This is a genomic window from Colwellia sp. BRX10-1, assembly GCF_014077545.1.
Lineage (GTDB): Bacteria > Pseudomonadota > Gammaproteobacteria > Enterobacterales > Alteromonadaceae > Colwellia_A.
This window is the reverse complement of record NZ_JACGWC010000007.1, coordinates 35,548-58,919: the sequence shown is the minus strand read 5'-3', so window position 1 is coordinate 58,919 and position 23,372 is coordinate 35,548. Positions and strand designations below refer to the sequence as shown.

The 23,372-nt window shown below is 37.8% G+C and carries 12 protein-coding genes and 4 tRNA genes; 11 read left to right on the top strand and 5 right to left on the bottom strand.

The features are described 5' to 3' along the window. Nucleotides 1–127 precede the first annotated feature (127 nt). Nucleotides 128–265, bottom strand: coding sequence for a hypothetical protein (locus tag H4J75_RS08105; RefSeq protein ID WP_182216521.1), 138 nt, complete (start codon nt 263–265; stop codon nt 128–130). Nucleotides 266–668: 403 nt separating this feature from the next. On the opposite strand from H4J75_RS08105, the gene H4J75_RS08100 reads away from it, so the two are divergent. The 4 genes from H4J75_RS08100 (at nt 669) to H4J75_RS08085 (ending at nt 4,105) form a co-directional block, all read left to right on the top strand. Continuing rightward, nucleotides 669–1,337: a GntR family transcriptional regulator gene (locus H4J75_RS08100; protein WP_070375969.1), complete on the top strand. Its 669-nt coding sequence runs from the start codon at nt 669–671 to the stop codon at nt 1,335–1,337. A gap of 358 nt (nt 1,338–1,695) precedes the next feature. Continuing rightward, nucleotides 1,696–2,706 carry a UDP-glucose 4-epimerase GalE gene (gene galE, locus H4J75_RS08095; RefSeq protein ID WP_182221829.1) on the top strand — a complete coding sequence of 337 codons (1,011 nt, stop codon included), beginning with the start codon at nt 1,696–1,698 and terminating at the stop codon, nt 2,704–2,706. Between the two features lie 116 nt (nt 2,707–2,822). Continuing rightward, nucleotides 2,823–3,584 (top strand): tRNA-uridine aminocarboxypropyltransferase, encoded by a 762-nt coding sequence (locus H4J75_RS08090; protein WP_182221828.1) that lies wholly within the window; start codon nt 2,823–2,825, stop codon nt 3,582–3,584. An 83-nt stretch (nt 3,585–3,667) separates the two neighbouring features. Continuing rightward, on the top strand, nt 3,668–4,105 hold the full coding sequence (locus H4J75_RS08085; protein WP_070375975.1) for a DUF3010 family protein: 438 nt from the start codon (nt 3,668–3,670) through the stop codon (nt 4,103–4,105). A gap of 148 nt (nt 4,106–4,253) precedes the next feature. Here the strand turns inward: H4J75_RS08085 and H4J75_RS08080 are convergent, their stop codons facing one another. From H4J75_RS08080 to H4J75_RS08070, 3 genes are all read right to left on the bottom strand, one after another. Continuing rightward, nucleotides 4,254–8,357: a hybrid sensor histidine kinase/response regulator gene (locus H4J75_RS08080; protein WP_182245216.1), complete on the bottom strand. Its 4,104-nt coding sequence runs from the start codon at nt 8,355–8,357 to the stop codon at nt 4,254–4,256. A gap of 308 nt (nt 8,358–8,665) precedes the next feature. Beyond that, on the bottom strand, nt 8,666–10,825 hold the full coding sequence (locus H4J75_RS08075) for a M3 family metallopeptidase (protein WP_182221826.1): 2,160 nt from the start codon (nt 10,823–10,825) through the stop codon (nt 8,666–8,668). Nucleotides 10,826–11,100: 275 nt separating this feature from the next. Next, a complete protein-coding gene (locus H4J75_RS08070) occupies nt 11,101–14,622 on the bottom strand; it encodes a BACON domain-containing protein (RefSeq protein ID WP_182221825.1) in 3,522 nt (1,173 codons plus the stop codon). A gap of 191 nt (nt 14,623–14,813) precedes the next feature. Between H4J75_RS08070 and H4J75_RS08065 the strand changes: the two genes are divergently transcribed. From H4J75_RS08065 to H4J75_RS08035, 7 genes are all read left to right on the top strand, one after another. Further along, nucleotides 14,814–15,260 (top strand): regulatory protein RecX, encoded by a 447-nt coding sequence (locus H4J75_RS08065; RefSeq protein ID WP_182221824.1) that lies wholly within the window; start codon nt 14,814–14,816, stop codon nt 15,258–15,260. Between the two features lie 44 nt (nt 15,261–15,304). After that, nucleotides 15,305–17,929 (top strand): alanine--tRNA ligase, encoded by a 2,625-nt coding sequence (gene alaS / locus H4J75_RS08060; protein WP_182221823.1) that lies wholly within the window; start codon nt 15,305–15,307, stop codon nt 17,927–17,929. 412 nt (nt 17,930–18,341) lie between these two features. Further along, nucleotides 18,342–18,551, top strand: a complete 210-nt coding sequence (csrA, locus tag H4J75_RS08055; RefSeq protein ID WP_070375981.1) for a carbon storage regulator CsrA — start codon at nt 18,342–18,344, stop codon at nt 18,549–18,551. 343 nt (nt 18,552–18,894) lie between these two features. Further along, a tRNA-Ser gene (locus tag H4J75_RS08050) sits at nt 18,895–18,986 on the top strand. Nucleotides 18,987–19,076: 90 nt separating this feature from the next. Beyond that, nucleotides 19,077–19,153: transfer RNA gene (locus H4J75_RS08045), tRNA-Arg, on the top strand. Nucleotides 19,154–19,247: 94 nt separating this feature from the next. After that, nucleotides 19,248–19,324: transfer RNA gene (locus H4J75_RS08040), tRNA-Arg, on the top strand. Nucleotides 19,325–19,502: 178 nt separating this feature from the next. Next, nucleotides 19,503–19,579, top strand: a tRNA-Arg gene (locus H4J75_RS08035). A gap of 912 nt (nt 19,580–20,491) precedes the next feature. Here H4J75_RS08035 and H4J75_RS08030 read toward each other — a convergent pair. Then, entirely contained in the window at nt 20,492–23,308 is a 2,817-nt protein-coding gene (locus H4J75_RS08030) for a diguanylate cyclase domain-containing protein (protein WP_182221822.1), read from the bottom strand. Between the last annotated feature and the right edge of the window lie 64 nt (nt 23,309–23,372).

Sequence of the window (23,372 nt, the reverse complement as noted above, 5' to 3'; positions counted from 1 at the left end):
GTATTGTAATCTCCATCGTTTTTTTCGTCATAAAAGGGTGTTGATGTTAATAACTTTATACGTCGATTAATGCCCTGTAATAGTTGTGTTACTTAAAGAATTTTTAACTAGCTGGCTAGTCTTTATTTTATTTGTCATTAAAAGGGGGATGGGTAAATTGACACATAATAGTGCTAGCTGAGCTCTTTTCAAAGACAAGTAAATGGCTTTTAAAATGGGTGATTTCAGCAAGTGCTACTTTAAAGAGCTGATAATAATAATTCATAGAATTTATCCCTAATTAGAGGCCAACTTAAAGGCCAATCTTGTTGCAAGTGAAATACTTTAATATCGCGTAAAAATGATTTAGCGATTGTCTATGAAATCATCATTTAATTGACAATAAGGTACCAACAGAAGTTGAAGTGTATTCATAAAAAAAACAAGGTAAGCCATACGTTTAGCGCTAATTAAATGATCGTAATCACTGTTGGGAATGCAAATCAACTCCTCCCCCAATCATTGGTTATTAAAATCAGCCCTATGAGTCACTAACTAGATTATTAAGTCGGTAGGTTTGAAGTTATAACTTTCATTGATAACAACAATAAGCGGCTAATATTTGTTAGTCGCTTTTTTTTAGCTAATAAACCCTTATAATGTCAGCACACTTGCAAGAGAAGTACTTTATGACCATTGTTTATAAAACCCGAACTCAGTTAGTTGTTGAAACCCTTAGAGAGAAGATCCTCAGTGGCGAAATTCAAGCAGGACAACCTTTACGGCAAGCGGCATTAGCCGAAGAGTTAAATGTTAGTCGAATTCCGGTACGTGAAGCGTTACTACAATTAGAAGCTGAAGGTTTAGTTGCTTTTGAACCGCATAAAGGCGCTACAGCTACCGAGCTAAATGCTAGTCAAGTTGATGAATTATTTGAACTGCGTGCTATGTTGGAAGCTGACTTGTTGGCGTCATCAATCCCTCGTCTTACGGTTGAAAAACTTGACGAAGCGACAGAACTTCTTGGGAAATTAGACAAAGCGCTTGGTAAAGAAAATGCGGCTAATACCTGGAGCGAATTGAACTCTGATTACCATAACTGTTTATACTCAGGGGCAAATCGTCCGCAAACACAAGACTTAGTTAACACTTTGAATAAAAATGCAGACCGTTATATTCGCATGCATTTATTATGGGCAGGGGGTATTTCAAAAGCAGAATCTGAACACAATGAATTACTCGCTCTATGTAAAGCAGGTAATATTGAAAAGTCTGTTGCTTTGTTAAAACAGCATATTTTGGGTTCTCGTGATGAAATAAAAGCGTTCCTTTGTGCAAGAGAGCTCGCAGAAGGATAATGTTAATTCAGCCAAACCAATAAAGTAGCGGTAAAGTCTTGTCTGTACTTTATATTGTTGGATAGTAAAACATAACGGCTACTATGTTTATTTGGGATGTATTAAATCACTTATAATATTTTTGCGTAGAATTTAGCCTGATAATATTAAGCATTGAGGCTAAGGTTAACAGTCGAGAAGACACGGTAGACATTTAATTATCCAAAAAATCCTTAGTAAGTTTATCGCGACAGTGTCAGAATATCACTCATAACACAGTGATTAAATAAAGTATCACTTTCCCATCGTCATCCTGAATGAATTTCAGTATCAATATGACGGCTTTAAGATCTCGGATCTATTTAAACAAGGACTAAAAATGAGTTTATTAATCACCGGCGGTACTGGATATATCGGTAGTCATACCGTGGTAGAGTTACTTAAATTAGATAAAGATATTGTTATCGTTGATAACTTATCAAATTCATCTACCTTAGTCCTTGATCGCGTTAAAGCGATTACCGGGAAAACAGTAACCTTTATTAAAGCTGATATTTGCGATGAAGCAGCGCTCGATGCTGTTTTTGAGCAATATAATATCGAAGCAGTTGTGCACTTTGCTGGCTTAAAAGCGGTTGGTGAATCAAACGAAATTCCACTGAGTTATTATCAAAATAATGTCTCAGGCTCTGTTACTTTATTTCAGGTGATGGCTAAACATGGCGTTAAAAATTTAGTTTTTAGCTCATCTGCAACTGTCTACGGTGAGAATAACCCATCACCATTAGATGAAACTATGCCAACTTCTGCGACTAACCCATATGGGCAAACTAAATTAATGGTTGAGCATGTGCTGTTTGATTTAGCGAAAAGTGATAGCGAATGGTCAATCGTATGTCTGCGTTATTTTAACCCGATTGGCGCACATGAATCAGGGACTATTGGTGAAAATCCTAATGGTATTCCTAATAATTTATTACCTTATGTTGCCCAAGTAGCTGTAGGACGTTTACCTCAACTACAAGTCTTTGGAGATGATTACGACACGCCAGACGGCACCGGTGTTCGTGATTACATTCATGTGGTAGATTTAGCGATTGGTCATGTTAAAGCGTTAGAGAGTTTAACAAAAATACAAGGCTGTAAAGCCATTAATATCGGTACGGGAAATGGTACATCGGTATTAGAAATAGTGAATACTTTTGAACAAATTAGTGGTCAAAACATCGCTTATAAAGTTGTACCGCGCCGCGCGGGTGATATTGGCACTGTTTACGCTAATGCATCATTAGCAAACAGCCTATTAGGCTGGCAAGCAACACGTAATTTAAATACTATGATTGCTGATACTTGGCGCTGGCAGTCACAAAACCCTAATGGGTTTGAGTAAGTTAATTTATTCAGTAAACCGCAATTTTAAGCATTGCACATCAAACTAAAAATCACTAAAGTAGCGGCCTTAATTGCCGCTATTTTTTTATGTTGGAATTGGTCTTAATTACACTTATGCACGCTGTACATAAACTTCATCATTATCGTATGAGTCTGAGCACGACGACTTACAAGTCTCGTGGGCAACGTGTTGTACGTTGTGACTTATGTCGTCTAGCAAAACCTCATTGTATTTGTTCATATTCGCCAAAATCTACCAGTAATGCCGGTTTTTTATTATTGATGTATGACACAGAAGTACTAAAACCAAGTAATACAGGCAAGTTAATTGCTGATGTCGTGCCAGATACCTTTGCATTTCTTTGGTCAAGAACTAAAGAAAATAAAGAAATGTTAGCCATTTTAAACGACGAGCAATGGCAACCTTATGTTGTTTTTCCTCAACAGTATGCACAGGCTGAACGTGAGGTTTTTTGTAATGAAATGACCATACCTTCAGGTAAAAGACCACTCTTTGTTATGTTGGATGGTTGCTGGCGTGAAGCGAAAAAAATGTTTCGTAAAAGTCCTTACTTGAACCAATTCCCCATTGCTGCTTTTGACCCACATTTACTTGACGAAGCGGCTAATACCTCTCGCTATCAAATACGCATTGCCGAAGAAAACTATCAATTTGCTACCGCAGAAGTCGCGGCAAAAATGTTAACAATGGCAAAAGAACCGGTCAATGGACAATTATTGGATCAATGGTTTGATATGTTTAGTTATCAATATCAAAAAAGTGTTTGCCAGAAAAATAAAGGTAACCCCAAAGCCTTAGAAGATTATCTTGATTTTACTAAGCAAAAGGGGATTAAATTAAAAGCAACACTATAGGGTAATACAACTAATGTCATTAACTGTTTCGGTATTCACTGTTTCGGTATATAATGCGACCGCGAATTTAATGAGGGTAAGTTATGAGAATATGTGGTGTTGAATTAAAAGGTAATGATGCAATTATTTGTATTATGTCACGTGAAAACGGTTTGTATGATATTCCGCAAACACGCGTGCAAAAAATATCTTTAGTAGATGCAGGTGATTCCGAAGCAGTACAACACTTCCAATTTACCTTTGCTAAATTGATGGAAGACTATCACGTTGATAAAGTTGTTATCCGTGGTCGTGCTTTAAAAGGTAAATTTTCTGGTGGACCGATTGGCTTTAAATTAGAAGCGTGTATTCAACTTATAAAAGAACTACAAGTAGAAATTATTGCGGGTAGTTTTGTTAAGAAAACCCTGGTAAGAAGTCAAATAGATATTGATTTTCGTGATACCGGCTTGAAGCAATATCAAGAACCTGCCTTTGATACCGTTTTTGCTTTTTTTGAAAGTGACCCTTACATGAAGTAAGTGTTTCTTTTAGTTTAAGCTGATAAAAACCCCAGTAAGTTTGCACTTACTGGGGTTTTTACGTTTAAGACGAACAGTAGGATATGGTGCTAATAGCCGGATTAATATGCTTCAAATGTGCTAACAGATAAAATGATGAGAAACGTTATCAGTCACTTTTGTTAATAACCGTTAATAACGCCGCAATAAGCTCATGGGTGCTAGATTTAATAGCGGCAGAATTTTTTTTCTTAATTTTGGACTCTAAGCTCATTGCGACTCGTGTTATGTTGCTATAACCAAACATTTGTGCGGCTCCAGCTAGTTTATGTGCTTGCTTAGCAAGTGCATCATTATCATTCGTTTGGTTCAACAATATGAAGTTTTTATGTTCTGCAATTAAACCCACTTCAAATTTAGCAACCAAATCAGATATATCAATGTTGCTATTAGTTAGCGAGCTATTGTCTTCGTGGTTGGTTTTGATAGGCTGTTCAAAATACTTAGCGATGGTATTGATAAAGTTTTGTCGCTCAAAAGGCTTAGCTTGAAATCCATTAAATCCTAGCGCTAAATATTGTTCTAGATCTTTGGCTAAGGTATTTGCCGTTAATGCAATAATCGGTACTTCACAAGATCTAGCTCTTAGAATTTTTATCGCTTCTATACCATCCATTTTTGGCATCTGAATATCAAGTAAGATTAAATCAGGTTTATTTTTAAAGTAAGACGCTATTACTTCGTAGCCGTTTGTCGCAGTATAAACCTCAAAACCTAGTCCGGTCAGTAGCCTGCTCATTAAATGCCTATTATCATCATGGTCTTCAGCCAATAAAATAGCGCCACTGAAGGTCTTCTTTGTTACTTCGAATTCTTTTACAATCTCAGTTGAACTGGTGGGAGTGAACGGTAATATCAAGGTAAAAATACTGCCTTGACCTATCTCACTTTCAACATCGATTATTCCCCCCATGAAGTCTGCTAATTTTTCAGATAAATTTAGCCCTAAACCTGAGCCACCAAAGCGCCGACTAATGCTGGTATCTGCTTGCGTAAAGGCGTCAAACACTCTTCTTAATTGTTCATCACTGATACCTATGCCTGTATCACGTATTTTGAAGGTTAATTCGTTGATATGATTATAATGTTGCGCGTATATTTCAATAGCAACATCCCCTTTTTCAGTGAACTTAATGGCATTTGAACAAAGGTTAATAAGAATTTGCTTTAAACGAAAGCCATCAATATTGATCATAAAAGGGGAGGGCAAAGTATGGTATATGGTAAAATTTAAGCCTTTAGATTTAGCTTGTTCTGAGAAAATATTTTTAATGTCGACAAGTATTTGTATCAGATCTAAGGCCGTTATTTCTAATTCAAATTTATTTGCCTCTATTTTGCTTAAATCTAGGGTGTCATTCAATAAGCTAAGCAAGTGCAAGCTATTATTATATATGACTTTTATGCTGTCAGCACTGTTATCAATATCACCATGTAATATCGCTTCAGTTTGGCCAATAATAGAGGTTAAAGGTGTTCTTATCTCATGGCTCATATTCGCTAAGAATTGAGATTTAACTTCATTCGCTTTAATAACCTTTTTCGATTCTTGTTTGATTGAAGCCGTTTGTGTGGAAACTTGATGCTCTAATTGCTTAATAAGGTCACGTTCAAAAATTGCTTTTTTTTGATGAGCCCTAATAAAAAAGACTAATATGAACAAAGATGAGATGAAATATAAGGTATATGCCCACCAAGAGTTCCAGAACGGTGGTTGCACGGTTATTTTAAGTGAAACACCTTCTTCATTCCAAATACCATCAGGGTTGCTTGCTTTTACTCTTAGTAAGTATTCACCACCAGATAGATTTGTGTACGTTGCTCGGCGATTTTTATAATCGGTCATTATCCAATGGTCATCAAAACCTTCAAGCTTGTATGCATATTGATTTTTTTTTGGGGCAGAAAAATGTAAAGCACTAAACTCAAACGCCACTAAATTTTCTTTGTGGGTTAAAGTGATTGCTGATGTTGCATGGATCCCTTTCTCCAAAAAAAATGTACCATCTTCTGGTTTTGCCTTATTTTTATCGTGTTCTTTATTGGCATCGATAGCGACTGATTGATTCAACAATAGCATTTCGGTGAAAACGACCACAGGTTTATTGTTATCCTGAATTAGCTTATTAGGAAAAAATCGATTAAAACCATTAATGCCGCCAAAAAACAATTCGCCACTGTCACTCTTATAAGAAGCGCCAGCATTAAATTCATTACTTTGTAAGCCGTCGGCAACATCATAATTTTTAAACGTTTTAGACTTGGGGTTAAATTGAGATAAGCCTTGATTGGTACTTATCCATAAATAACCTTGCTCATCAATCTCTATTGCATAAATGGTGCTATCAGGTAATCCATCCTCTTCGGTAAAACGTACAAACTCCCCCGACTTCATATCCATAAGGTTTAAGCCATTCATGGTGCCTACCCAAAGGTTACCCTCGTCATCTAAAGCTATTGAGCTAATATAATTATGACTTAAACTGTTTGGTTGAGTCATATCATGACGATAATGAGTAAATACTTCAGTCTTCGGATTGAAATAATTAAGGCCCTCAACAGTAGCCACCCAAAGATTTTTTTGGTTATCTTCAGTTATTGCTAAAACATGGTTATGGCTCAAACTGTTTAAATTAACTTCACTATGCTGATAGGTCCTGAATTTTGCAGTTTTAGGGAGAAAATAATCTAGGCCATTAGCAGTACCTACCCAAAGGTTATTTTGGCTGTCTTCAGTTATCGCTTGGATACCTCTGCTACCTAAACTGTCTGAATCATCCAAGTTATGCCGATAAGTACTGAATACCTCCGTTTTGAGGGTGAATTTATTTAATGCACTCCTAGTGCTAAACCAAATATTGCCTTGGTGATCTTTAGTTATTGCGTTAACCCAGTTATTACTTATATTTTCTGGGTTAGTTTTATTTATACTATAATGCTCAAACTGCTGAGTTTTTTTATTAAAGCGATTAATACCTTCTGAATCAACCCCCACCCAAAGATCGCCTTGCTGGTCTTCAACGATCGCAGCAACCCAATTACTACTTAAGCTCCCGGGGGTAAAGGCATCTCGACGGTAATGACCAAACTGCTCTATTTTTGGATTGAAGCGGCTAAGACCCGCTTTGTTAGTCCCTGACCAAATATTACCTTCTCTGTCCTCTAAAATAGCCATAACATTACCTGAGCCTAGGCTATTTATATTAGCCTCTTCATGACGGTAATAGGTGAAAGCCTCAGTTTCAAGGTTCAGTCTATTCAATCCCATATTTGTCCCAATCCAAAGGTTGCCGTTTTTATCAGCTGCTAACGTTAAAACTACTCCATCACTTAAACTATTAGCATTATTAGCCTCATGGCGGTAATGAGTAAATTGCTCAGTCTGCAGACTAAATCGATTTAAGCCGTCTTCAGTAATCATCCAAAGATTATCTTGCCTATCGGTAATTATTGACCAAACTGTTCCTTGAGTTATGCTATTGGGGTCGTTAGCATTGTGAACGTAATGAGTAAATTGCTCGGTTTTTGCATTAAAGCGACTAAGACCAGCATGAGTGCCAACCCAAATTTCGCCGTTATTATCCTCTAATATTGCCCAGACATTATTATGGCTTAAACTCTTTGGATTATTTATATTATATTTATAATGAGTAAACTGCCCTGTTTTTGGATCAAAACGATTAAGTCCGCCCCGAGTACCAATCCAAATATTGCCTAAGCGGTCTTGAGTTATTGCATTGACAACATCATGGCTTAAGCTATTTGGCTTATTAGCATTGTGACGAAAGTGGCTAAACTGTTCAGTTCTCGGATTAAAGTGATTAAGTCCAACTTCTGTACCTATCCAGAGGTTAGCACTTTTATCTTCAAATATAGTTCGAATCACATTGCCTGTTAGTGAGTTCTGATTTTTACCACTATGTTTAAATACTTTAAACGTATAGCCGTCATAACGCGCTAACCCGTTGGAAGTCCCTACCCATATAAAGCCTTGTCTGTCTTGTAGTATTTGAGTTACATCACTTTGTGGTAGGCCATCTTCAATAGATAGACGCTCAAACCGAGTTGATTGCACTGCAGCGAATGAAACGCAGGAAGGAAAAAGTATCAGCAAAAATAAAAACAGCGAAGGCTTTATTTTACGGTTATTGAAAATAACACTCATTTTTACAAAACCTTTCAATATGAGTAATACAGCAGATTTTAACTTCATAATTGGGGGTTAACTTTAGTGAGCTATATGGCGATGAAAGAATATTATTATTACATTATTAGGTTATAAACAATACAAATAAACTTTTATTAAAAATTTTTAAAGCTGGACGTTATTCCGCTGAAAAGGACTTTATTGGATATAAAATCAGCATGTAAATATAAGCACTTAGCTTTTTTAGCAACCATAAAGCGCTATGTCAGTTAATATCTTTTTCAGTTATAAATCGTCATGCTGAGACTCATATAAATCTAGTATCAGCATGACGGAGTCTTAAATAACGGATATTAATAATATTAGGGTTAACGTTACTTAGTTGTCGTTAAACCACGACGGTCAAGCAAAGGTTGAACTTTAGGGTCTTGACCTCTAAAGCGACGGTACATTATGGTAGGATCTTCACTACCACCGGGCTCTAAGATATGCTTACGGTATAAATCTGCAGTTTTCTCATCGAATATGCCATTTTCTTTAAACGCTAACCAAGTATCTGCATCATAGATATTTGACCAAATGTAGCCGTAATAACCTGATGAATAACCGCCAGAGAATATATGAGAAAAGTAACCTGTTCTATAACGAGGTGATATCTCTTTGATTAAGCCAATTTCTGATAAGACCTTTTTCTCAAATACTGCAGCATCTTGCAACTCTGCTGTTTCTAAAGAATGCCAACTCATGTCAAGTAAAGCTGCACCAAGGTATTCAGTGGTACCAAAACCTTGATTAAATTTACCTGAAGCTTGAATTTTATCAACTAATGCCATTGGAATAACTTCACCGGTTTTATAGTGCTTAGCAAAGTTTGCTAATACTTCTGGTTCAGTCATCCAATTTTCCATGACTTGTGAAGGATATTCAACATAGTCACGTGGTAAAGCAGTACCTGTTTGTGAGCGGTAATAACCGTTAGACAACAAGCCCTGAATTGCATGACCGAATTCATGAAATAAAGTTGACGCTTGATCAAAAGTTAATAATGTTGGCGTATCACCGACCGGGCGTGGATAATTTAATACGTTGTAGATAATAGGGGTAACTTCTTCACCATACATACGATGTTGTTTACGGAAGCTGCTCATCCAAGCACCACCACGTTTACTTTCGCGCACGTAATGGTCAGTCATATAAATACCAACATAGCTGCCGTCTTTATCAAAGACTTCAAAGGTACGTACATCTTCATGGTATTTAGGTAAGTCGTTGCGTTCTTTGAAGGTTACGCCCCATAATTTCTCTGCGGTGAAAAATATTCCCTGTAAAGTACCTTCTAGCGAGAAATATGGCTTAGTTTCTGCTGCATCTATATCGTAGCGAGCTTTACGAATTTTCTCAGCGTAGTACCACCAATCCCAGGCTTCTATTTCAATTTTAGTGCCTTGTGAGTTAGCCAGCTTTTGCATATCAGCTGACTCTTCTTTTGCTCTCGCTAAAGCAGCTGGCCATACTTGATTTAATAAACCAAATACGTTTTCAGGTGTTTTAGCCGTCGCATTTTCAAGGACAAAATGTGCGTGAGTTTTATAACCTAATAATTGTGCCTTTTGGTAACGTAAGCTGGCTGTTTCTGCAGCAATACTCTTGTTATCAAACTCATCATCATTGTTACCGCGCATGGTGTAACCTTTATATAAGGTTTCCCGTAATTTACGATTAGTTGCATAGGTTAGAAAGGGGTTTTTGCTAGGACGATGAGTGGTGAATACCCATTTACCCTCATGGCCTCTATCGCTTGCCGTAACAGCGGCGGCGGCAATAATATCATCAGGTAAACCGTTTAGATCAGCCTTGTTATCAATAACCATTTCAAAGCTGTTCGTTTCGTGTAATAAATTTTCGCCAAATTTTAAGCTTAATTCACTCAATTGCGTATTAAATTGGCGTAATTTTACTTTGTCAGCATCTGATAAATTAGCACCACCACGGACAAAACCTTTGTAGGTTTTCTCAAGTAAGGTTAATTCGTTTACTTGTAAATTCAGTTGATCTTTTTTGTCATAAACCGTTTTTACCCGAGCAAATAATTTTGCATTAAGATTAATGTCGTCATTTAGCGCTGATAATTGTGGTGATACTGCTTTGGCAATATTACGCATTTCTTCGTCAGACATTGAACCGGTTAAACCGTAAAATACATTACTGACGCGGTTAAGAAAGTCACCTGACTTTTCCATCGCTTCAATGGTATTTGCAAATGTTGCTGTGTTAGTGGCATTGGCAATAGTGGAAATTTCTATTTTATTTTCACTAATAGCTTGCTCAAATGCGGGTAAGTAATCACTTTTTTTAATTTGATCAAAAGGGGGGATGCCGTGTGGCGTAGTAAATGCACTGAACAATGGATTTATATGTTCAGCTTTTTTAATTTTTTGCTGACTTTCTTTGGTTTGATTCTTGTTATCGTCGTACGACTGACAACCGGCTAATGCGATAGCAATAGCAAGCGGGGCGAGTAAGCGCTTTTTCATAAATGACCTTTATTAAATGTTAGACAATTAAATGACTTTGTTAATATCGTATAGACAAAGCTAATGAATTTATTCTATGTTGCACTCGGCCAAGCTACAAGATGCAGCACGTTTAAAAACGGTGAGTAACCGGTTAAAAAAGCTGAATTGTTAAGTTGTCAGCTTTTACCTTGATTATTTTTGTAAAATACAGAATAAGATAAATAAGTAGGCTTTAGTGGAAATAAAAATCCCGTGCGAGCACGGGATTATATAAGTGCAATATGTAGCTGAGCTTAATCAGGAATATAATCAAGTACTAAGCTATTTGCAGTTGAATTGTAGTGAATAATTCGCTGGTAGTTTGGCGATATATAACTGTCAACAGAACCAGCTGTATATCCGACGGTAAATAAAGCTTGTTGGTTTTCATCATATTTACTAAGAATAAAAACGCCACTACTATCGAAACGATAGAAATAACTATTATTAGCCGAGTCAATGGCTACGTTAACCGTTCGTATACTCGCTCGTAAAACGCCTTGGTCAGTAAAACTTGTACCATCAAAAGTTGTCCACTCTGAAGTGGTGCTCGCTGTATAAAGGTCTGCACCACGACTACTGGTGACTATATTTGATAAAACGCCACTATAAGCGCTGTTAATATTTTCATCACTGGCAATTTGTTGAACACTTTCAGCAGTAAAGGCATTGTACGCTAAGGTATATTGTAGCAATGCTGAGGTGTTAGCGTTATAAGCAATAACATGATTGCTTGCAGGTACGTCATAGATAATGGGTGAGTTGAAAGTATTTTCTCTATCCCAGAACTGCACCGCTAAGGCTAAGTTTGCATATTCTAACGCTTGGCTGATAACAATGGCTTTACCGGCGACCATCGCGATAGTTTTAGGCCTAAATTGTAGATCTATGTCAGCAGCTGGCAGTAAGTTAATACTGAAATCGTTAAGGTTTATTTGATAATGATTAATACGCGTTTGTGGCTGCCCATTTTCATCGTTGTAGTTTTCACTATTTGAAGCTAACAAGAGTGAGCCATCTGGGTGAATAACCAAGTCGGTTAAATCAGCACCGCCAAGTGGTGAATTAATCGTTGTTATTGCAGCGCCAGTAATAATATTAAACACTTTTATCACATCACCTTGGCCGATATAAATATTAGGACGCAGTGGGTCTAATACGACAGCTGAGGTATTAGGTGTAATATCAGTGATAACAATTTCACTGATGCTTGTTGTGTCAAAATCGCCTTTTTCAAAGCTGACTTTTATTGTACCCTTGACGCTTTCAGAACTATTGACCGGTGCTAAGGTGATTTCGCCATAGTACAAACCATTAGTCGTTATTTTACTTGGATCGGCGTCGATCGCTAGGGTATTATTAACGGTATCAGCCGTTAACGTTAACCAATTAACATTACTTTGTGCTTGCCAAGCTACCGCACTGGATTTATTGGTGACAATATCTACCGTATGACTGAGCGTTGACTTGTCCGCTTGTGAAGTAAAGGTTAGTGCTGAAGCGTTACTGAATAACCTTATTTCATCAACCGCTAACTCAACCACTACTTGTACATTGATGCCCGTCTCTGGGTCGGTAAAAGTAATGATACCGGTAAATAACCCCCAACCGATGATCTCATTTGAATCAATGGAAATAACAAGCGTTTTACTCTCTTGCGTTGTTGTTTGAGTCAAAGATAACCATGAAACATCTGTTGTTGCTTGCCATGAATCACTCACGCCTGAAATAGTCAATTCCTGGCTAGCAACGCTGGCATTGCCTAAGGTAGTATTAAAGGACAACTGAGATGCCGACACATCAAACTGCGCTAAAGTTACCATTTCTATTTGAGTACTATTTACCGCGTTCACTAACAAGCGTTTATTATCAGATGAAATATCAATGCTGGTGGGCTGTTGTCCCTGAGTTTCAATGGTAGCAGTCAGTGCTGATGCTTGGTTGTAAACATTCACAACGAAGCCGCTAGCGGGAACAAAACGAAGATAATGGGCAAAATTGTTATTCGACTTTTCAACAAATAACGTCGTTGCACCGTCTGCTTGGTTGAGTAATCCCATATCGGTAAAAGCGTTGCCATCAAAGCTAATGTGTTCACTTGTTGGGCTAATAAGATAAAGCGCCGTTTCGTTATCATTAACGACAAAGCTTGAAATACTATCGGCTTCAGCTAACCGTTCTGGTTTATATTCATGGGTTAAGCTCGTAATGATTTTATCTTGACTGAAGTCATTAATTTTTGCGTTATAGCGATTTAAGGTTGCTGTTTGAAAGTCTAATGCATATAAAGCTTCTGTTTCACTGGCTTGGTCAATGGTTTCCGTGAAAAAGATATTTTCACGATCCCAAAATAAGCGTTGTAACTCTTCATTTGCGTATTCAAGTGTTTGCGTGACAAGAAAGTATCGGCCAGAAAATTGTACGTAACGGCTAGGTTCAAACTCTATGGTTGGTGATGAAATTTCAGTAAAACTATAATCGCTTAAATTGATATTATAACGATGAACAACTTCAGTGGTGGTCTCGTCTTCATTGATAACAACTTCAAGCGCTTTTGCTAGTAATTTACTACCGTCAGGATGAACAATAAATTGCTCAAGTAGGGTGTTATCAGGAGCGATAGCGATGGTTGCAATTAATTCACCACTATATTGTTGATAAACAAGTAAGTTGTTTTCTGAGCCAACATAAAAGTAGGGCATGTTAGGTGCTGCTATCACGGTATCGATATTTGCGGCTATGTCCGTGATGACTTTAGTTTCTGTTTGCTCAGTACTTTGAAATAATGATACCGGTAGAACATGCCCAATAACAACTTCATTTTCAATGGCATTGAGGGTTATTTCAGTTTGACTTATCGCCGCTACCGGCATGGCATTAACATCAACAGCAACTTTAAGAAAATCATTGTCGAGTTTTGTTAAGGTTAACCAGGTTGAGGCGGAACTTGCTTGCCAATTTATTTCAGCGCTGCTGTTGGTACTGACTTTGATGGTTTGCTCAAGCACTGAAATATTCGCGGTTGACGTAAAAGCCAAGCTGGCTTGGTTGGCATACAAATATTGATTATCTAAACCAACTTCTACAGGGATAAGCTTAGTATCACCCGTTGTTGTTTCGGTGAGTATAATATTTCCGCTTGCTAACTGCGCGGCAGTAAAACTGCTAATATTCGGGGTAACGGTGACCGTTGCATCACCTGAGCCCGAAGATATGTCAAAAGTTATCCAGTCAATATCACTGCTTAACTGCCAGTTATTACTCTCACTGGTGATAGCGATTGTTTGGCTAGGAATGCTGACATCACCAAAGGTGCCACGAAAACTGACCAGCTCAGTATCTATATTTGCTTGCCAAATAAGTAATGAAACGTTGATGTCATGATGCACTAAGGTTGCGCCATTATCAGAGAGTTCGCCCGTTGAAAAACGCAGCTTTGTGACGTATTCACCTAAATTAATTTGGTCTGCTTGGGTTAAATCAATATGAACAGTAGCAGAATTACTGGTTAGGTTTTCAGTTCTAAAGGCTAGCCAGCCCACGGGTTGGGAGTCAGGGGCATAACCCACTAATAAACCGTCGCCAGCAAAAGTAACATTAACGGTTATTGAATCGTCAAACTCAGTAATTATCTCATTGCTAAAGCTAATCGTTGAAACATCAGCGTTGATGGCGTAATTTTTTGATTTATCATTAGAACCACCACAGGCAGAAAGCAATAATGTTATACAAAAAATGGTGAACATTTGACTGAGGTTCTTAAAACATACCTTCATACAGATCCCTGTTTTATTTTGCTGTTTATCTGCAAACTTTACGCTTACTTTTATAACAACTTATTCTGCGTGATTATTCACTCAAAGTAAAAACTTATTATTTATCTAAAATTTAAATAATTGAACACTATAATTATCCGTTAATTTAAAGGTAAAATAAGCGGTAAAACGTCTTTAAAGGTGATGAATCATTGAACAAAGCTATCTTACATTGTTCGGTAGGTATCCTCTCTCGTCGCGAGCATTCTTATGAAGAGTTAATGCAAAAGCTCAAATTTCGTCAACACAGTGAAGATGAAATTACGCCAGTCCTTGAATTTCTAATTAAAAAAAACTATTTGAGTGACCAACGTTTTGCCGAATCTTTGTTTGGTAGCCGCCTTAATAAAGGTTATGGTTGGCTTTATATTAGCAATGAATTGGAACAAAAAGGTGTTTGCGATACTATTATAGTTGAACTGAGTAAAAATCAGCAAATTGATTGGTATCTTCAAGCCGAGCTTGCGTATAATAAACGCTTTGGCGAAAGTACAATTAAAGACCAAAAAGATAAATTAAAACGCATTCGATTTATGCAGTCTCGAGGTTTCTCTTCGGATGAAATCATGATATTGATTAAATATACTCATAGCGATTAAACGAATAAATTCAAGAATTAACTTTTCAGAGAGTGAACATTCCCATGATTAAAACTAGTGCACAATTACGACAGACTTTTTTAGACTTTTATGCTTCGAAGCAACATCAAATTGTTCCAAGTAGTTCATTAGTTCCAGGTAATGACGCGACGTTATTATTTACCAATGCTGGTATGGTTCCTTTTAAGGACGTTTTTTTAGGGGCAGAGAGCAGAAGTTATACCCGTGCAACCTCGTCGCAACGTTGTGTTCGTGCGGGTGGTAAACATAACGATCTAGAGAACGTTGGCTACACGGCGCGCCATCATACTTTCTTTGAAATGTTAGGTAACTTTAGTTTTGGTGATTACTTTAAAGAAGACGCTATACGTTTTGCCTGGGAATTTTTAACTGTCAAATTAGCCTTACCTAAAGAAAAGCTATTAGTGACTGTTTATGACAGTGACGAAGAAGCCTTCGCTTTTTGGCGTGACGAAATAGGTATTCCGGTAGATAAAATTATTCGTATCGGTGATAAGTCACCCAGTAAAAAGTACGAGTCAGACAACTTTTGGTCAATGGGTGATACGGGGCCATGTGGACCTTGTTCTGAAATATTCTATGATCATGGTGAAAATATTTTTGGTGGACCTCCAGGCTCACCAGATGAAGATGGTGATCGTTTTATTGAAATTTGGAACTTAGTCTTCATGCAGTACAACCGTCATGCTGACGGTACTATGGAAAACTTGCCAAAGCCTTCTGTTGATACAGGTATGGGCTTAGAACGTATTTCAGCGATAATGCAAGGCGTGCATAGCAATTATGAAATTGATATTTTTCAAGGATTAATTAAAGATACTGCTGAGTTATTACAGTGCAATGATTTAGAACATAAGTCTTTGCGTGTAATTGCCGATCATATTCGCTCATGTAGCTTCTTAATAGCAGATGGTGTTATGCCTTCAAACGAAGGTCGTGGCTATGTATTACGTCGTATTATTCGACGTGCCGTACGCCACGGTCATAAATTAGAAGCAAAATCACACTTCTTTCATCGACTAGTTGTTTCATTAGGTAAGCAAATGGGTGAAGCCTACCCTGAGCTTATTAGCCAACAAGCGGTTATTGAAAAAATATTACGTATCGAAGAAGAGCAATTTGGCCGCACCCTAGATCGTGGCATGATCTTACTTGAAGATATTTTAGCGAATCTTAAAGGCGACACTATTTCAGGTGACGATACCTTTAAACTTTATGACACCTATGGTTTTCCTGCCGATTTAACGGCAGATATTGCCCGAGAACGTCAATTAAAAGTCGACCACAATGGTTTTGACATTGCTATGGGACTTCAACGCGAACGTGCTCAGCAAGCAAGTCAGTTTGGTTCTAACTATAACGACCAGCTTAAATCTGATCACAACACGCAGTTTAAAGGTTATACCCGTAATGAATTCTCCGCAACTATTGTTGAATTATTCAATAACGAAGCGTCGGTTGCTGAATTAAAAGCAGGCGAGCAGGGCATTGTTATTTTGGACAAAACACCTTTTTATGCGGAGTCGGGTGGCCAAGCAGGAGACCAAGGCCTTCTTCATATTGATGACGGTATATTTGAAGTACATGACACCACTAAAATGGGTAACGCCTTTGCTCATAAAGGAATTGCTCGCGTAAATATTGGCTTAAATCGCCTAGTAAAAGCAGAAATAAATACTGAGCGACGCGCAGCTATCGTTAAAAACCACACGGCTACTCACCTTCTTCATGCCGCTTTACGTAGCGTCTTGGGTGAACATGTTACGCAAAAAGGTTCGTTATGTGATGCTGAAAAGTTACGCTTTGACTTCTCTCACTTTGAAGGGGTTACCGCGCAAGAGTTGCAAACTGTTGAACGTCTAGTTAACCAAGAAATACGTAATAACTTGTCTCGTGAAACCAACTTAATGCAGATAGACGAAGCTAAAGAAAAAGGCGCTATGGCTTTATTTGGTGAGAAATACGACGATGAAGTACGAGTGGTTACTTTAGGTGGTTTTTCTACCGAGCTTTGTGGTGGTGTTCATGTTGAGCGTACTGGCGATATTGGCTTTGTTAAAATAGTGTCAGAATCAGGTATAGCTGCAGGTGTTCGTCGTATAGAAGCTGTTTCCGGTGAGTGTGCACTTGCTTTTACTGAGCAGCAAGGTTCAAATCTAAGCTTAGTTGCCTCAATGGTTAAATCTGATGTGGCGAGTATGCCAGGAAAAGTTGAGCAATTAATTAGTCGTGGTAAGCAACTCGAAAAAGAAATTCAAATCCTAAAACAGCAAGTGGCGGCTCAAGCCGGTTCTGATTTAATCAGTGAGGCTGTAGATGTTAATGGTGTGAAAGTACTTATTGCAGATTTAGCAGGTACCGAGTCTAAAGCGCTTCGTGGCATGATGGATGAACTCAAGAATAAAATAGGCTCAGGGATCATTTTATTAGGCACAGCATCAGACGGAAAAGTAGGTTTGATCGCTGGTGTAACTAAAGATCTCACTGGACAGGTAAAAGCCGGTGATTTAGTTAATGCCGCAGCACAGCATGTCGGTGGCAAAGGAGGTGGGCGTCCAGATATGGCACAAGCTGGTGGCAACAAGCCAGAGAATTTACCTATGGCATTAGACACAGCGAAAGCATGGCTAATTGACCAGTTATCGTAATATTATAGTAAGCTAATATATTTCATTAAGGAGCGTTTTAGCTCCTTTTTTGTGGGTAAATCTTTTAAATAGTAAGTTAGGTTACTTAGCGGTTAATGCAGAGTTAACATACGTCAACTACAATATTAATAATAACAAATAGTTATAATTATTTCCAAAAAATAACTTTATTGCTTGAATAAGCTTGCTAGAATGCCAATATTGGTTATAAGTGCAAAGTTAATAACTGATTATCACTCGTGGTAATAAAATCTTTGTAAATAGTGGTAAAACTGGGTCTTAGTGAACTTAAGTAACTATTTTTTACAAAGTTTTTAATTTTTATTATGTACTTTTACCAAAATTAAACTAAATTTATTACTAGCTTATAATTTTTTAGTGGACTGGCTTTTAAACATAAAGGATATTTAGGATGTTAATTTTAACTCGTAGGGTTGGTGAAACGTTAATGATTGGTGACGAAGTTACCGTCACAGTTTTAGGTGTAAAGGGTAATCAGGTTCGTATTGGCGTAAATGCGCCAAAAGAAATATCTGTTCACCGTGAAGAAATTTACATGCGCATACAAGCAGAAAAAACAGGAAGTGACAGTAGCGAAGCCGAAACAGGTAATAAATTTTAGCTTTGTTGAACACCTTCATTAAAAAAAGTCGGCAATTGCCGACTTTTTTAATGACTAATATTAATTTTTTTCAGCATTAATTTAGTGACAATAATCTTTTTGAGCTTGAAAAATAGCCTTGTTGGTTGAAATCTCGGCAAACAGATTTAAAAGTACAGAAAAATAGAAAATATTGTTGACTTATTTTCTCGATCCATTAGTATTCGCACCCACTGGAGATGTGACCGATTGGTTGAAGACGCTCACCTGTTAAAGGAGTATCTGGCTACTAGCCTGATAGAGAGTTTTTTCTAAGATGTATTTCAAAGTACGTATTAGAACTCAACAGTAAAGAAGTAAAAATGGAGAGCTGTCCGAGTGGCCGAAGGAGCTCCCCTGCTAAGGGAGTAACGGCTTTAAATCCGTTCGAGAGTTCGAATCTCTCGCTCTCCGCCATTACTTTTATTAAAGGTAACTGCGGTAAAAGTAATAAATGAAAAGCAATTTGCTATCTTTAGACTAAGATATAAAAAATAGTTCATGTGAGGGCGCGTAGCTCAGCTGGATAGAGTACCTGGCTACGAACCAGGCGGTCGCAGGTTCGACTCCTGCCGCGCCCACCACTTTTCTTTATTGAAATGTGGACTAAGCAAATATCATCGCTTATAAAATTAATAGATATTATCTTCAAACGAGATATTAAATAAGGTTTAATGTGGGCGCGTAGCTCAGCTGGATAGAGTACCTGGCTACGAACCAGGCGGTCGCAGGTTCGACTCCTGCCGCGCCCACCACATTTGCTGTAAAGCTGGAATAAACCAATCTTCGGATTGGTTTTTTTTCTTCTGTAATATAGCAGTTAAAAACTCAAGTATCATCCTTAGGAGGTATTTTGAGTTGTTAAGCAAATACCAAGGCTTATAAAAATAATGGGTGTTATCTTTGAACAAGATAGTAAATAAAGTTTAATGTGGGCGCGTAGCTCAGCTGGATAGAGTACCTGGCTACGAACCAGGCGGTCGCAGGTTCGACTCCTGCCGCGCCCACCACATTTGCTGAAAAGCAGAAATAAACCAATCTTCGGATTGGTTTTTTTTCGTCTAAAGTAAAGTGATAGTGTATCGAACCTGCTGGAGAGACCGAGCATATAATAGCAGCTACGAAACTAACCGCTTCCGATCGCAGGTTCGATTCCTGCCGCGCCCACCACATTTGCTGAAAAGCAGAAATAAACCAACTTCGAGTTGGTTTTTTTTCGTCTAGATTTTACCTAGAATAAATATTATATAGAAGAGTCGCTACGAAACTAACCGCTTCCGATCGCAGGTTCGATTCCTGCCGCGCCCACCACATTTGCTGAAAAGCAGAAATAAACCAACTTTCGAGTTGGTTTTTTTTCGTCTAGATTTTGCCTAGAATAAATATTATATAGAAGAGTCGCTACGAAACTAACCGCTTCCGATCGCAGGTTCCACTCCTGCCGCGCCCACCACATTTGCTGAAAAGCAGAAATAAACCAATCTTCGGATTGGTTTTTTTTCGTCTAAAGTAAAGTGAGAGTGTATCGAACCTGCTGGAGAGACCGAGCATATAATAGCAGCTACGAAACTAACCGCTTCCGATCGCAGGTTCGACTCCTGCCGCGCCCACCACATTTGCTGAAAAGCAGAAATAGACCAACTTTCGAGTTGGTTTTTTTTCGTCTAGATTTTGCCTAGGATAAAGTGATAGTTTATCTAACCTGCTGGAGAGATCGATTATATAAGAGTCGCTACGAAACTAACCGCTTCCGGTCGCAGGTTCAACCCTGCCGCGCCCACCACATTTGCTGAAAAGCAGAAATAAACCAACTTTCGAGTTGGTTTTATTTGCCTGGAATTTGGTTTGTTCCGTCTGTAAAAAGTTAAAGTCGCTTTGGAGGAAAGCTTGCTAGATAAACAGGGTTTTTTAATATAGCTATTTTAAACGGATCTATTTCTGCCTTGCTTTTTGGCTAAGTATAAATTTTCATCGGCTTGGCCAATAAGCTTTGTTATGAACGTTATACGTTCAGACCTATTTTTCAGGGGCTCTACAAGTGAATTTACTACGCCTACGCTAATGGTAATATTTGATGATACCGCAGAGTGTTCATGGTTTATGCCTAATGTATTAATGGATTTTATGCAAAGGTCGGCAAAATTTTTAGCTTGTTGTTGGTCAATTTCTGGTAATGCAATAATAAATTCTTCCCCGCCGTATCTAGCCAAAATGTCACCGCTACGGTGCAAGCAAGATAAAAGATTTTGTGCAACCAGCTTTAAGCATAAATCACCAGCTAAGTGACCATAATTATCGTTATACTGCTTAAAATAATCTATATCTATCATTAGAATACTAAAGTGATACTTATTTCGGCTGGCTCTTTTTATTTCTTCATCCACGAAATTTTGAAAGGCCCTACGGTTATTTATTCCAGTTAATTGATCTTTGTTTGACAGTAGCTCTAATGATAGATTCATCTCCTGCAGTTTTTGATTGGCAATTGACAAATCTGCCGTTCTTTTTTCGACAATCCTCTCTAGTTCTAAATGACTTTCATATAGTTTCCAAAAATTTTTGCGCTGTTTAATTTTTATGATACTGGTTGCTATGGCTTTTTTTATCCATGTTAAAAGCTTAAAAATAGTCCCTTTCCTGATCACTTTTATTAAAAGTAGTTTGATCTTTTGATTTGACTGGGCTAAACCGCACTTAACCTGAACTTCTAGTAAATATTCTCCAGAAGGAAGGGCTGAGTACATTATTGGTTCGTGTTTGGTTTTTCGCCAATTATCGTGAAATCCAACCAGTCGATAGTGATAACTAATGCTTTTTTCTTTCCACAACCAATAAGAACAAAGCATAATGTCGAGGTTCCAACTACCTTCTTCTATGGTTAATATATTGCCATCAAGCAGGAATTGGCTACTGCTCGAAACAGATTTTATCTCAGGTATTGGTGCTTGTACGGTATCAATTAATCTGGGTATTTCAATGACGTTTAAGCTTTCATTGAGACCACACCAGTAACTATCTTCACCTTTCCTCAATAGGCTACGGCTGGTTGTAAACTCCCAAAACTGACGTTCGGGAACATTATTAATAACGTACTTTGGTTGCCGACAATTGATGTCAAACAACTGCAGACCTTGCGACGTACCAATGAGTATTTCATCTTGATTGTGCCATCGGCAGGTCCAGGCTGCGATAGAATCGCTAGACTCGAAAATTTCGGTGACTTGTGAGTCAATCATCAATAATAGTTTATTGTCAGCTGCTATCGCGTATGCACCCTCTTTATTAACGTTGATATCGTAGATGTTAAGGTATTTATTCTTTAATTCGACAGAAATGAGCGTGTTGTCATCGGTGTTATAGATCCACAGTCCTCGACCAAGTGTTGTAACAAAATAGTTATTTGTATCTTTTGGGACTATTGTGTAGATATAACTTAAGGTTTTTCCTAATGAATCATTGATAGGTTCAAACTTTTTACTGCTTGGATAAAATATGAATAAACCGTAAACACTGCCATATAGATAATTTTCTCCAATATTCTGAATACAACGTCCAGCACCAATGTTTTTGTCAGTAAAAAGTTGTACAGAAGAATTATCTGTCATTTCACAGATGGCTAGCCCTTCATTACAGGCAGCAAAGATTTTTAGCTGTTTGTCTTGGTAAATATCCCAACAAGTTAAGTTTTTTAAGCTGCTTATTTCACTCTGTATCGCATCATTTTGCGATGAAAGTGAATAACTATGGCCTGTGCCTCCAATAAGAATGTCTTGTCCATTTTGAGCCAGTCGAAGCGTTAGTATTGATGTAGCTTTTTTAGGTACAAACGTTCGAATATAGTCATTCAAAGCTGGATACTTAATTAATCCACTGAAGTCGGTAGTAGCCCAAAGATTGTTGAATGAATCGTAACAAAGATCGGTGATTTTTGCGGTGGTAAATAGCGTCTTTCCTTTTTTCCAAATGTAATCGTGCTTTATTAGTTCGTATACACAGGTTTTCTCTGCAATGATCATATGATTCGAATGAGGAAACAATATACGGACAATCGTTGACTCTATATCAGGGAGTTGGATATGCTCTTTAAGTTTTAAATCAAAATCTAAAATGATGATGCTCTTGTTATTAGCAATGAGAAAGCCTTGCGTCGATGCACTAATATGGTTCGCCGAGTTAAAGCTCTTGGTGTATTGATTAATAAGAGGTCGAATCATTTCATTTTGGTACACCCAAATGCCTGACTGTGACATTTGAATAAGAATAGTTTGATCTTTGCTTTTAACAATACTGAGTACGCCTTCGCCGGAAACGTCAAGGCTTACTTTGTTCAATTCATCCGACTTGCTATTCCATCGATATAGCCCTTTGGCGCATCCTAATAAATAGTCGTTGTTATCAATAGATATCGCGCATTGGCACCAACCAAGGCCAAGGTCAACTGTATTAAGATCAACGATGGATTGATGGGTTTCAGCGTTTATAATTGAAATGCCTAAATCTGAGCAGGCTAAAATAGTATCTCTATTTGAAGTAACTGAACGTTGACCGTGAGTTAAAAGTCCTGAATGTTGATTAAGAATTTCAACGTGTTCACCATCATATATAGCTAATCCATTAGGTGTGCTTAGCCAAAATTTTCGGTGAGAATAACACAGACTATGTATTTGTTGTGATGGCAGTCCTTCAAGGCGGGAGATATTCTCGATTATTAAAGAAGGCTTAAGGGGGTGACTATTCATAGAATGACCATAGTATATTTCAGATAAGCCTTATAACGTATTCTTTCAAAACCAGTAACAACGA